General features: G+C 63.3%; 9 protein-coding genes. 1 reads left to right on the top strand and 8 read right to left on the bottom strand.

What is annotated here, in order from left to right; genetic code table 11:
- Window position 1 precedes the first annotated feature (1 nt).
- The 8 genes from LVE68_RS17615 to gyrA form a co-directional block, all read right to left on the bottom strand.
- Window positions 2–310, bottom strand: coding sequence for a LapA family protein (locus tag LVE68_RS17615; protein ID WP_232941753.1), 309 nt, complete (start codon window positions 308–310; stop codon window positions 2–4).
- A gap of 55 nt (window positions 311–365) precedes the next feature.
- On the bottom strand, window positions 366–674 hold the full coding sequence (gene ihfB / locus LVE68_RS17610; RefSeq protein WP_232941752.1) for an integration host factor subunit beta: 309 nt from the start codon (window positions 672–674) through the stop codon (window positions 366–368).
- Window positions 675–815: 141 nt separating this feature from the next.
- Complete coding sequence (gene rpsA, locus LVE68_RS17605; protein WP_232941751.1) at window positions 816–2495, bottom strand: 30S ribosomal protein S1; 1680 nt, start codon at window positions 2493–2495, stop codon at window positions 816–818.
- Window positions 2496–2677: 182 nt separating this feature from the next.
- Window positions 2678–3370 (bottom strand): (d)CMP kinase, encoded by a 693-nt coding sequence (gene cmk / locus LVE68_RS17600; protein ID WP_232941750.1) that lies wholly within the window; start codon window positions 3368–3370, stop codon window positions 2678–2680.
- An 81-nt stretch (window positions 3371–3451) separates the two neighbouring features.
- The gene (locus LVE68_RS17595; protein ID WP_232941749.1) at window positions 3452–5683 is read right to left on the bottom strand and encodes a bifunctional prephenate dehydrogenase/3-phosphoshikimate 1-carboxyvinyltransferase; all 2232 of its coding nucleotides are present in this window, start codon (window positions 5681–5683) and stop codon (window positions 3452–3454) included.
- Window positions 5683–6786, bottom strand: coding sequence for a prephenate dehydratase (gene pheA, locus LVE68_RS17590; RefSeq protein WP_232941748.1), 1104 nt, complete (start codon window positions 6784–6786; stop codon window positions 5683–5685). The genes LVE68_RS17595 and pheA overlap by 1 nt, the downstream gene beginning before the upstream one ends.
- Before the next feature lie 31 nt (window positions 6787–6817).
- Window positions 6818–7897, bottom strand: coding sequence for a 3-phosphoserine/phosphohydroxythreonine transaminase (gene serC / locus LVE68_RS17585; RefSeq protein ID WP_232941747.1), 1080 nt, complete (start codon window positions 7895–7897; stop codon window positions 6818–6820).
- 169 nt (window positions 7898–8066) lie between these two features.
- Window positions 8067–10637 (bottom strand): DNA gyrase subunit A, encoded by a 2571-nt coding sequence (gene gyrA / locus LVE68_RS17580; RefSeq protein WP_232941746.1) that lies wholly within the window; start codon window positions 10635–10637, stop codon window positions 8067–8069.
- A gap of 259 nt (window positions 10638–10896) precedes the next feature.
- Here gyrA and LVE68_RS17575 point away from each other — a divergent pair, with 259 nt between their 5' ends.
- The gene (locus LVE68_RS17575; RefSeq protein WP_232941745.1) at window positions 10897–12240 is read left to right on the top strand and encodes a TRZ/ATZ family hydrolase; all 1344 of its coding nucleotides are present in this window, start codon (window positions 10897–10899) and stop codon (window positions 12238–12240) included.
- The last annotated feature ends 69 nt before the right edge of the window (window positions 12241–12309 follow it).

Raw genomic sequence — 12309 nt, 5'->3', positions numbered from 1 at the left:
ATCAGTCTCCGGACACCTTGCGGCGCACCGTGTAGAGTTCCTCTTCCGTGCGGTCCAGCTGCCTCTGTAATCCACGCACGCGGCGACGCTCGGCATAGAGTGGCAACAGGCTGACGATAAAGCCCAGCAGGACCCCGAACAGGAGAGCGCCGATCAACCAGAACCCCACACTGCCCTCCGGCATCACCAGGCCGGCAAACCGGGGCGCGATGCTCTGGGGGTTATCGACTGCGAAATAGACACCGATTGCGATACAGATAAGGGCCAGGGCCCCGTACAGGATACGCAATAGCCAGCGCAAGAATGACAAGGGAACCTCCGCCTCGGGCAAGGGCTAACAAATCAACGACGGGAAATACCGCCAATCATACTTCGGAGATGGTCTCTTCGTGCATGCGCTGGTTGACCCTGTCGCGCAATTCCTTACCGGGTTTGAAATGGGGCACATATTTACCTGCCAGTGCCACGGCGTCTCCCGTCTTGGGATTGCGGCCGGTGCGCGGTGCACGGTAGTGCAGGGAAAAACTGCCAAACCCGCGGATCTCGATCCTCTCTCCCTTGGCGAGGACATCCGACATGGAATCCAACATTACTTTGACCGCCAGCTCGACATCTTTGACTGGCAGCTGGTCCAACCTCAACGCAATCCTTTCGATCAGCTCGGACTTGGTCATGCGCCCCTAAACCTTGTGTAAGTCATTGATTATTCTAGATTAGAGGGCAATCATGTAACAGAAAGCCGGACTGGGCAACCCCAGTCCGGCTTTCTTATAACCCCAAGCAATCAGCCCGGGGCGATCAACAACCAGAGACTATCAGTCTTTGTTGTTCATCTGGGCCTTGATCAGGTCACCGATAGTCGCCGGCTGAACCTGCTCAGCCTGCTTCTTGCTGTGATCCTTGATGGCCTGCTTCTCGTCTTCCTGGTCCTTGGCTTTGATGGAGAGGCTGATCACGCGGTTCTTGCGATCCACGCTGGTGATCTTGGTCTCTACTTCTTCGCCTTCTTTCAGGACGTTGCGGGCATCTTCCACCTTGTCGCGGCTGATTTCGGAAGCGCGCAGTACGCCTTCGACTTCGTCCGCCAGGGTGATGACAGCCTGCTTGGCGTCAACTTCCTTGATGGTGCCCTTCACGATGGTGCCGCGATCATTGGCAGTCACGTAATCGGTGAACGGATCGGACTCCAGCTGCTTGATACCCAGGGAGATACGCTCGCGATCGGAGTCGATACCCAGGATAACGGTCTCGATCTCGTCGCCCTTCTTGAACTTGCGCACGGCGTCTTCGCCGGACTCGTTCCAGGAGATATCGGACAGGTGTACCAGGCCGTCGATGCTGCCGTCCAGGCCGATGAAGATACCGAAATCGGTGATGGACTTGATCTTGCCGGAAATCTTGTCGCCCTTGGCGTATTTACGCGCGAAGGCATCCCACGGGTTTTCCTGGCACTGCTTGATACCCAGGGAAATACGACGACGCTCTTCGTCGATATCCAGGATCATCACCTCGATCTCGTCGCCAACAGAGACGACCTTGGACGGGTGGATGTTCTTGTTGGTCCAGTCCATTTCGGAAACGTGTACCAGACCCTCGACGCCCTCTTCCAGCTCGGCGAAACAGCCGTAGTCGGTGAGGTTGGTCACAGTCGCTTTTACGCGGCTGTTTTCCGGGTAACGCTGCTTGATGGAGACCCACGGATCCTCGCCCAGCTGCTTCAGGCCCAGGGATACACGGCTGCGCTCGCGGTCGAACTTCAGAACCTTGACTTCGATCTCGTCGCCAACGTTCACGATCTCGCTCGGATGCTTGATGCGCTTCCAGGCCATGTCGGTGATGTGCAGCAGGCCGTCGATACCGCCCAGGTCCACGAAGGCACCGTAGTCGGTCAGGTTCTTCACGATACCCTTGATGGTCATGCCTTCCTGCAGGCTTTCCAGCAGCGCTTCGCGCTCTTCGCTGTTGGCCGCTTCCATGACCGCACGACGGGAAACCACAACGTTGTTGCGCTTGGCGTCCAGCTTGATGACCTTGAACTCGAGCTCTTTGCCTTCCAGGTGGGCAGTGTCGCGCACCGGGCGCACATCTACCAGGGAACCCGGCAGGAACGCGCGGATGTTGGATACGTCGACGGTAAAGCCACCCTTGACCTTGCCGCTGATAACACCCTTGACCACTTCGTCGGCCGCGTGGGCAGCGTCGAGGATCTTCCAGGCTTCAGCGCGCTTGGCCTTCTCGCGGGACAGACGGGTTTCACCGAAACCGTCTTCAACTGCTTCCAGGGCTACCTGTACTTCGTCGCCCGGCTGCAGGCTTACTTCCCCGTTCTCGTCGGCGAACTGGGAAGCGGGGATAACACCTTCAGACTTCAGGCCGGCGTGTACAGTCACCCAGTCTTTGTCCACGTCGATTACCACACCGGTCACGATGGAACCGGGGGCCATTTCTACGCTTTTCAGGCTCTCTTCAAATAGATCAGCAAAGCTTTCGCTCATTACATTACCTATATAACTGGACCCAGCCGATGGCAACATTGAATTCTAGTCAACCGCCAGCAAAGGCCCCACCCGCGCTGCCAGCACGCGGGGTCAGATTACAACAACGGCCGGGCGATTCTGGCTGACCCCGGCCGTTGTCGTTGGAAATTCTTTCTGGGCTGTGGCCCCGGCGCAGTACCCTACCCGGTACCGATGCGCTCGCGAACCAATCCCATTACCTGCTGTAGCACACCGTCGATATCCACCCCGGTACTGTCCAGCTCAACCGCGTCTTCGGCGGGAGCCAGCGGGGAGGCCTCGCGGTTCATATCGCGCGCGTCACGGGCGCGGATGTCCTCCAGCAGGTCGCGGAGGCTAACAGAAACCCCTTTCTCCCGCAACTGCTCGAAGCGCCGCCGGGCGCGCTCTTCCGCGCTGGCGGTCAGGAAGACCTTGACCGGCGCGTCGGGAAAAACCGTGGTGCCCATATCGCGGCCATCCGCCACCAGCCCCGGGGACTGGCGGAAGTCCCGCTGGCGCTGCAGCAAAGCCGCCCGCACACCGGGCATGGCCGCTACCTTCGATGCCGCCATGCTGACACGCTCCATGCGGATATCCCGGCTGACATCCCGCCCCTCCAGTATGGCGGCGGTGTCGCCATTGTGCAGTTCAAAGCGGATATCCAGGTTGGCGGCGATCTCCGTCAGCGTAGCCTCATCGCTCAGGTCGGCCTCGCGCTCCAGTGCCGCCAGGGCGGTAAGGCGGTACAGGGCGCCGGAATCCAGCAGGCTGTAGCCCAGCTGTTCCGCCAGCAGGCGGGCGATTGTCCCCTTGCCGGAGCCGCTGGGCCCGTCGATGGCCACCACCGGCGGCCGCTGTTCAGTGTCTGTCATATTGTCGGGTGCTTCTGTCTGGTACTACTTCGCGGGGCGGCAGCCCTGCCACGGGCCGGGGCCACAGTGGTGGAACCGCCGCTACTCCTGCGCCAGGTTCATCCCGGCACGCTGTGCCAGGCGGACGAAATCCGGGAAGGATGTCGCCACGTTGGCACAATTCTGGATGCGAATGGTATCGCGTGCGCGCAAAGATGCCACCGCAAATGCCATGGCAATTCGGTGATCACCCAGGCTGTCGACTGTGCCACCATCAAAAACCGCACCTTCGCCGGCGCCCTCTATCACGATTCCGTCCGGCGTCGGCTCTGCCCGCACACCCAGGATCTCGAGGCCGTCCGCCATTGCCTGGATACGGTCACTCTCCTTGACCCGCAGTTCCTCCGCGCCGGTGAGGACCGTCTTGCCCGCAGCGCAGGCCGCGGCGACAAACAGGGCCGGGAACTCGTCAATCGCCAGTGGCACCTGGGCCTCGGGGATACGGATACCGGCCAGCGGCGCGTGGCGCACCCGGATGTCCGCCACCGGCTCGCCGCCCACCTCGCGACGGTTGAGCAGCTCGATATCCGCCCCCATCGCCCGCAGGATATTGATCACGCCGTCGCGGGTGGGATTGATACCCACGTGCTCCAGCAAGACCTCGGACCCCGGCGCGATGGCCGCCGCCACCATGAAGAAGGTCGCGGAGCTGATATCCGCCGGCACATCGATACGGCCGCCCCGCAGGCGCCCGCCGCCGCGCAGGCTGGCCCGGGGCCCGTCGCGCTGCACCTCGTAACCAAAGCCCGTGAGCATCCGCTCGGTATGGTCGCGGGTCGGCGCCGGTTCGGTGGTGCTGGTCTCGCCCTCGGCATACAGGCCCGCCAGCAGCACACAGGACTTTACCTGGGCACTGGCCATGGGCAGCCTGTAATCGATACCGTGCAGCTGGCGGCCGCCGGTAATTTTCAGGGGCGGGCGCCCCTCCGGCCCGGTCCCGATCTCGGCCCCCATTTCCCGCAGCGGGTCGGCGACCCGGTTCATCGGGCGCTTCGACAGGGACTCATCGCCGGTCAGCGTGACATCGAAAGACTGCCCCGCCAGCAGGCCCGCCAGCAGGCGCATCGAGGTGCCGGAGTTACCCAGGTACAGGGGCCCCGGCGGTGCCTGCAGGCCGTGCAGGCCCACCCCGTGAATGACCACCCGGCCATTGTCTGGCCCCTCGATGACCACCCCCATATCGCGGAAGGCCTGCAGGGTGGCGAGCGCGTCCTCCCCCTCGAGGAACCCCTCCACCTCGGTCACTCCCTCCGCAAGGGAACCGAGCATAATCGAGCGATGGGACATGGATTTGTCACCGGGCACCCGCAGGCTGCCGGAAACCGCGCCGCCGGGGCGCGCGATAAAGGTCACTTCCTGTTCTTGCATATTTTCTGTGTACGCTTTCTTGGCCAACATTTTTGTAAAGTGATCCCGGGCCGCCTTGGCCCGGGTGAAGATGCCCATCAACCGGTCGCTGTCGCCGGTGGCGATGGCACCGCGCAGCTCGGAGAGATTGGCACTGTAGAGGTCGATCGCCGCCAGGATGGCATCGCGATTCGCCAGCATGATGTCCCGCCACATGGTGGGGTCACTGGAGGCGATCCGGGTAAAGTCGCGAAAGCCACCAGCGGCATAACGGAAGATGTTCTCGTTCTCGGCATCGTGGGCCAGGGTGTCCACCAGCCCATAGGCGATCACGTGCGGCAGGTGGCTGGTGGCCGCCAGCACTTCGTCGTGTTCGCGCACCGGCATGGTCAGCACTTCCGCGCCCGCGGCCTGCCACATGCGCTCCACGCGCTGAAAGTGGCTTGCCGCGGTCTCCGCAAGCGGGGTGAGGATTACCCGGTGGGCGATATAGAGATCATCGCGGGCGGCGGTAACACCGCTCTGCTCGGACCCGGCAATGGGGTGCCCCGGCACCAGGAACTCCGGCAGGCGCCCCCACACCCGGCCCGCGGCTTCCACCACGCTGCCCTTGACGCTGGCACCATCCGTTACAGTGACCCCGGCCGGCAGCCTGTCGCGCAACACCTCGAATACGCCCTGCACTGCCAGGGTGGGCACAGCGACAAAAATCACGTCGCCCTCACCCAGCTCCGGCAACACGCTCTCCAGCGATACCTCCGCCCGGTCGACGATCCCCAGCTCAATCGCCTGCTCGCAGGTTTGCCTGCGCCGTGCCACGCCGATGACTTCGCGGCACGCCGCCGCGGCTTTCAGCGACAGTGCGAGGCTGCCGCCGATCAGCCCGATACCCACCACCACCAGGCGGCCGACAATCGGCTCCGGCATCACAATACCCCGCGCGGGTAGGATCCCAGGACTTTCAGGTCTGCGGCGCGGGCACCAACGTCACTCAGGGCCTCGGCCACATCCGCGGCATCCCGGTGGCCGATAAAGTCGATAAAGAACACGTAGGTCCAGTTGCCCGATTGCGACGGACGCGTCTCGACCCGCGTCAGGTCGATTTCATGGCGCTGGAATGGCGCCAGCAGGTCGTGCAGTGCACCGGGTTCATTGCGCATGGAGACCATCAGCGAGGTCTTGTCATCGCCGCTGGCAGGCACCTGCTCGGAACCGATGATCAGGAAGCGGGTTGAGTTGTCGGGGCGGTCCTCGATCTTTTCCGCCAGCACCTTCAGGCCGTAGAGCTCCGCCGCCATGTCACCGGCGATCGCTGCAGCATTCCACTCACCCTTGACCCGCTTGGCGGCCTCCGCATTACTGGCCACCGCCACTCGCTCCACGTGCGGATAATGGGCATCCAGCCACTTGCGGCACTGGGCCAGGCTCTGGGCATGGGAGTAGATGCGCGTGATGGCGTCGGGCCGCGTGATATCGGAGATCATCAGGTGGTGGTGGATGCGCAGCTCCACCTCGCCGCAGATGTGCAGGTTGGAGTGCATGAAGTTGTCGAGGGTGTGGTTGATCACCCCCTCGGTGGAATTCTCCACCGGCACCACGCCGTACGCCACTGCACCGGCCTCCACCTCGCGGAACACTTCATCGATGGCCGCCAGCGGCCGGCTCTCGGCGGAGTGGCCGAAGTGCTTGATCGCCGCCTGCTGGGTAAAGGTACCCTCGGGGCCCAGGTAGGCCACCTTGACTGGTTCTTCCAGTGCCAGGCAGGCGGACATGATCTCCCGGAACAGGCGCGCCATTTCCTCGTCGGTCAGGGGCCCCTTGTTGCGCTCCATGGCCCGCCGCAGGACCTGGGCCTCGCGCTCGGGACGGTAATACAGGGCGCTGGCCCCGGTGGCCTTCTTCACCTCGGCCACTTCCAGTGCGCACTCGGCACGGGCACTGATCAGTGCCGCGATCTTGCCGTCGATTTCGTCGATTCGATCACGCAGCGCAACCAGCCGCGGATCCGCATTCAAAGTTTTTTCAGACATCCCCTTGCTCACAATTTTCCCTGTTAATCACTCATCCCAACCGTTTTTCGAAGTCCGCCATAAACGCTACCAGCGCCTCTACAGCCTCGACCGGCACGGCGTTGTACAGCGACGCGCGCATGCCGCCCACCGAGCGGTGGCCCTTCAGGTTCAGCAGGCCGGCCGCCTCCGACTGCTCGAGGAAAGCCCGGTCCAGGCTGTCATCCGCAAGCACAAACGGCACATTCATGCGCGAGCGGCTTCCAGGCTCTACCGGACTCGAGTAAAAATCACTGGAATCGATAAAGTCGTACAGCATGGAGGACTTGTGGCGGCTTTCCGCCTCCATTGCGGCGACACCGCCACGCCCCTTCAGCCACTTGAACACGAGCCCCGACAGGTACCAGGCAAAAGTGGGCGGTGTGTTATCCATGGAGCCGGCATCCGCCGCCACCTTCCAGTTGAGGCTGCGGGGAATACCGTCCATTGCCCGGTCCAGCAGGTCGTCACGGACAATGCCCACCGCAATGCCGGACGGGCCGATATTCTTCTGCGCACCGGCGTAGATCATGCCGAATTTTTCCACCGGGATCGGTCGCGAGAGGATATTGGAGGACATATCCGCAACCAGCGGGCTGGATACCTCCGGCACATAATCAAACTCCACCCCGCCGATGGTTTCATTGGGCGTGTAATGAAAATAGGCGGCGTCATCACTCTCCTGCCAGCTGTCCGGGCCGGGGGCGTAGCTGAAGTTGCGATCCTCGCTGGATGCCACCACGTTGACCGGGCCGTAGCGGCGGGCCTCGGCGATTGCCTTCTTGGCCCACTGACCCGTGTAAATATAGTCGGCAACACGGCCCGGGCCGCCGAACAGGTTCCAGGGCACGGCACTGAACTGCGCCGTGGCGCCACCGTGCAGGAACAGGACCCGGTAATTTTCCGGAATGGCGAGCAGGTCGCGCAGGTCCTGCTCGGCGGTTTCTGCAACCTCGGTGAATTCCGGCGAGCGATGGCTCACCTCCATCACCGAGCAGCCACGACCACCCCAGTCGAGCAACTCTTCTTGCGCCTGTCGCAAAACCGGCTCCGGCAATGCAGCGGGACCGGCACAGAAATTGAATTTCCTCATCGATTGAATTCCAACACCTGAAAAAAATGGTTACAGAAAAAACTAGATAGATGGACGCAAAAACGGTAGTTACGTGAAAGGTCTATCACTGCAGAACGAGATTTTTAGTGCCCCTGAGTCGAAAAAGGCCGCGATAAATCGCAGCCTTTTTCGGGGAAGCCTGGAGCGGTCACTCTGTACCGCCCTCTTGCTCTTGCTCATCCTCGTCCTCACTCTCCTGGATTCGCGCCAGGCCCCGGACCCGCTCCCCTTCCTTCAACCGGATCACCCGCACGCCCTGGGTGTTGCGGCTGAGCAGGGAAACCTCGTCGACACGGGTGCGCACCAGGGTTCCCTGGTCGGTAATCAGCATGATCTCCTCACCCGGGTGCACCTGGCAGGCGCCCACCAGTTCGCCGTTGCGCTCACTCTCGGCGATGGCAATGACACCCTGGTTACCGCGGCCCTTGGTGGGGAAGTCCTCCAGCCGTGTACGCTTACCGTAGCCGTTTTCGGTCACGGTCATTACTGCGCCGTCCTCTTCCGGGATCACCATGGCGATCACGTACTTGCCCTCGGGCATACGAATACCGCGCACACCGCGTGAAACACGGCCCATGGAGCGCACATTGCTCTCGGAGAAACGCGCCGCCTTGCCGCCACTGGTCAACAGCATCACGTCGCGCTGGCCATCGGTGATGGCGGTGGCCACCAGGCGGTCGCCCTCTTCCAGCTCGATCGCGCGCAGGCCGACGGTGCGGGGGCGCGAGAAGGCCGGCAGCGGGGTCTTCTTCACCGTACCGTTGGCGGTGGCAAAGAAAATGTAGTGGTTCTCGTCGTATTCGGACACCGGCATCATGCTGCTGATACGCTCGTCGTCCTCCAGCGGCAGCATGTTGACCATCGGCCGCCCGCGGGAGGCGCGGCCGGCGGTGGGCACTTCGTAGACCTTGAGCCAGTACACCTTGCCCTTGTTGGAGAAGCACAGGATGGTGTCGTGGGAGTTCGCGATCAGCAGGTGCTCGACGAAGTCCTCGTCTTTCACCTGGGTGGCGGACTTGCCCATACCGCCGCGGCGCTGGGCCTGGTAGTCGGCCAGCGGCTGGCTCTTGGCGTAGCCGCCATGGGAAATGGTGACCACCTTGTCTTCCGGGGTGATCAGGTCCTCGACGGTCAGGTCCTGGCGGGAGGCCACGATCTCGGTGCGACGCTCGTCGCCGAAGTCGCGCACCAGCTCTTCCAGCTCCTCGCGAATCACCTCCATCAGGCGCTCGAAACTACCCAGGATATGCAGGTACCCGGCGATCTGCTCCAGTCGCTCCTTGTACTCGGCCAGCAGCTTGTCGTGCTCCATGCCGGTCAGGCGGTGCAGGCGCAGCTCCAGGATCGCCTGGGCCTGGGCCGGCGACAGGTAATAGGAGCCGTCGTCGCGCATGCCAAACTCTGTCGGCAGGTCATCCGGGCGGCAGGCATCGGCGCCGGCGCGCTCCAGGAACTGCTGTACCTCGCCCACAGCCCAGCCCTTGGCCAGCAGCGCCTCACGGGCGTCCGCCGGGGTAGCCGAGGACTTGATCAGTTCGATCACCGGGTCGATGTTGGCGATGGCGATCGCCAGGCCCTCGAGGATATGCCCGCGCTCGCGCGCCTTGCGCAGCAGGTACACGGTGCGGCGGGTAACCACTTCCTGGCGGTGGCGGACAAAGTGCTCGAGCAGCTGCTTCAGGTCCAGCACCTTCGGCTGGCCGTCCACCAGCGCAACCATGTTGATGCCGAACACGCTTTCCAGCTGGGTCTGGGAATAGAGGTTGTTCAGGACCACGTCGCCCAGCTCGCCGCGCTTGAGCTCGATCACCACCCGCAGGCCGTCCTTGTCGGACTCGTCGCGCAGCTCGGAAATACCCTCGATCTTCTTGTCTTTCACCAGCTCGGCAATGCGCTCGATCAGGCGCGCCTTGTTCAGCTGGTAGGGGATCTCGTGAATTATGATGGTTTCTTTGTTGGCCTTGTCGTCGCGGACCACCTCGGCCTTGGCGCGCACATAGATACGCCCGCGACCGGTGCGGTAGGCCTGCAGGATACCGGCGCGGCCATTGATGATGGCGCCGGTGGGCAGGTCAGGACCGGGGATGTGCTCCATCAGCTCGTCGATGGTGACATCCGGGTTATCGATCAGGGCCAGGCAGGCCTTGACCACTTCGCCCATGTTGTGGGGCGGGATATTGGTTGCCATACCCACGGCGATACCGGAGGAACCGTTGACCAGCAGGTTGGGCACCCGCGACGGCAACACTTCCGGCATCTGCTCGGAACCGTCGTAGTTGTCGATGAAATTGACGGTTTCCTTGTCCAGGTCGGACAGCAGCTCGTGGGCGAGCTTGTCCATGCGGATCTCGGTGTAACGCATGGCGGCCGGGCTGTCGCCATCGATGGAGCCGAAGTTGCCCTGGCCGTCCACCAGCGTGTAGCGCATGGAAAAGGGCTGCGCCATGCGCACGATGGTGTCGTACACCGCGGAGTCACCGTGCGGGTGGTATTTACCGATGACATCACCGACTACACGCGCCGACTTCTTGTACGGCTTGTTCCAGTCGTTCTTGAGCTCGTTCATGGCGAAGAGTACGCGCCGGTGGACCGGCTTCAGGCCATCGCGCACGTCCGGTAGCGCGCGGCCCACGATAACGCTCATCGCATAGTCGAGATAGGACTGCTTGAGTTCTTCTTCGATATTGATCGGAGAGATTTCTTTGGCTAGCTCGCCCATATTTTTCCGGCATTCCTTAAATAGTTATCACCGCCGCCACAGCTCCCGGGGCCTGACTGCCAACAGGCATCCGCCAGCGGGCGCACAAGCCGCCCCATCACCGGGAGCCCGGGAATCGATCAAGCGCGCAATGTTATCACAATTGGCGCCCTGTAGGACGTTCCCTGTAACCACCGGTCACGGGCTTGTCCGCGCCCCCGGCCGCGGCTAGAGTCTACGGCCTGACCAACCGCCCCCAATCCCGCAAAAAGGCACCGCAATGCAACCCTCCAGGCCCCAGCACCAGCAGATTGACACCCTGATATACGCCCGCTGGATCATCCCGGTGATACCCGCTGGGCGGGTCTACGAGGACTGCGCACTGGCTGTGGATGGCGGCCGGATCGCCGCCCTGCTGCCCGCCGCCGAGGCGAGCAGTCGCTACAGCGCCGCCGAGGAAGTCCACCTGGGGCAGCACGCGCTGATCCCGGGGCTGGTCAACACCCACACTCACGCCGCCATGAGCCTGCTGCGGGGCTTCGCCGACGACCGCCCGCTGATGGAATGGCTGCAGCAGCATATCTGGCCCACCGAGCAGAAGTGGGTGGAGCCCGGCTTTGTCGCCGATGGCAGCCGCCTGGCCATCGCCGAGATGCTGCGCTCGGGCACCACCACCTTCTCCGACCAGTATTTCTTCCCCGAGTCCACCGCCGAGGTGGCGCGGGAAGCCGGCATCCGGGCCCAGATTGCCTTCCCCGTGATCGACTTTCCCACCCCCTGGAGCCGCGATGGCGAGGATGCCGTGCAGAAAGGCCTGGCACTGCGGGACGATTATCGCTCCCACGAGCGCATCGATGTGGTATTCGCCCCCCACGCCCCGTATACCGTGGGCGATGCGACCCTGGAAAAGATCGCCGTCTACGCCGCCGAGGCGCAGGTACCGGTACAGATGCACCTGCACGAGACCACCGGCGAGGTGGAACGCGCGCTGGCGGAGTCCGGTGAGCGCCCCACCGAGCGCCTGGCCCGCCTGGGGCTGCTGACTCCCCAGACACTCTGCGTGCACATGACCGCCACCAGCGACCGGGACATCGAGCTGCTGCAGGAGAGTGGCGCCCATGTGGCGCACTGCCCCAGGTCCAACCTGAAGCTGGCCTCGGGCTTCTGCCCGGCCGCGCAGCTGCTCGACAGCGGTATCAATGTGGCCCTGGGTACGGACGGCGCGGCCAGTAACAACAGCCTCGACCTGCTGGCCGAGGCCAACACCGCGGCGCTGCTGGCCAAGGCGGTCAGCGGCCGCGCGGAGGCGCTGCCCGCCCAGCAGGCGCTGGCAATGGCCACCATCAACGGCGCCCGCGCGCTGGGCATCGACCACGTCATCGGCAGCCTGGAGCCGGGCAAGTCCGCCGACCTGGCCGCGGTCGACCTCGGCGGCCTGGAGCAGCAACCCCTGCACGACCCGGTATCCCAGCTGGTGTACACCGGCAACGGCCACAATGTCAGTGACGTGTGGGTCAGCGGCCGGCCGCTGATTCGCCGGCGGGAACTGCTGAGTCTCAACGAGACCGATGTGATTCTCCGGACACGCTACTGGCGTGATAGAATCGCGGGCGAGATACGCTGAAGCACCGGCGCCGGCCGGGAGCAAATCGCGTTGCAAGTTGTCTGAAACCCGGGCCCAGGGCACCGGGCC

This window comes from Microbulbifer sp. YPW16 (genome assembly GCF_021290385.1).
In the GTDB taxonomy this organism is placed as follows: Bacteria; Pseudomonadota; Gammaproteobacteria; order Pseudomonadales; family Cellvibrionaceae; genus Microbulbifer; species Microbulbifer zhoushanensis.
Note: the sequence above shows the minus strand (reverse complement) of the source record. Positions and strands in the feature narration are given on the sequence as shown.

What these genes read in the sequence shown, in the direction of transcription:
- ihfB (WP_232941752.1), bottom strand. Translation starts at nt 674, where the DNA reads ATGACCAAGTCCGAGCTGATCGAAAGGATTGCGTTGAGGTTGGACCAG.
- rpsA (WP_232941751.1), bottom strand. Translation starts at nt 2,495, where the DNA reads ATGAGCGAAAGCTTTGCTGATCTATTTGAAGAGAGCCTGAAAAGCGTA.
- cmk (WP_232941750.1), bottom strand. Translation starts at nt 3,370, where the DNA reads ATGACAGACACTGAACAGCGGCCGCCGGTGGTGGCCATCGACGGGCCC.
- LVE68_RS17595 (WP_232941749.1), bottom strand. Translation starts at nt 5,683, where the DNA reads ATGCCGGAGCCGATTGTCGGCCGCCTGGTGGTGGTGGGTATCGGGCTG.
- pheA (WP_232941748.1), bottom strand. Translation starts at nt 6,786, where the DNA reads ATGTCTGAAAAAACTTTGAATGCGGATCCGCGGCTGGTTGCGCTGCGT.
- serC (WP_232941747.1), bottom strand. Translation starts at nt 7,897, where the DNA reads ATGAGGAAATTCAATTTCTGTGCCGGTCCCGCTGCATTGCCGGAGCCG.
- gyrA (WP_232941746.1), bottom strand. Translation starts at nt 10,637, where the DNA reads ATGGGCGAGCTAGCCAAAGAAATCTCTCCGATCAATATCGAAGAAGAA.
- LVE68_RS17575 (WP_232941745.1), top strand. Translation starts at nt 10,897, where the DNA reads ATGCAACCCTCCAGGCCCCAGCACCAGCAGATTGACACCCTGATATAC.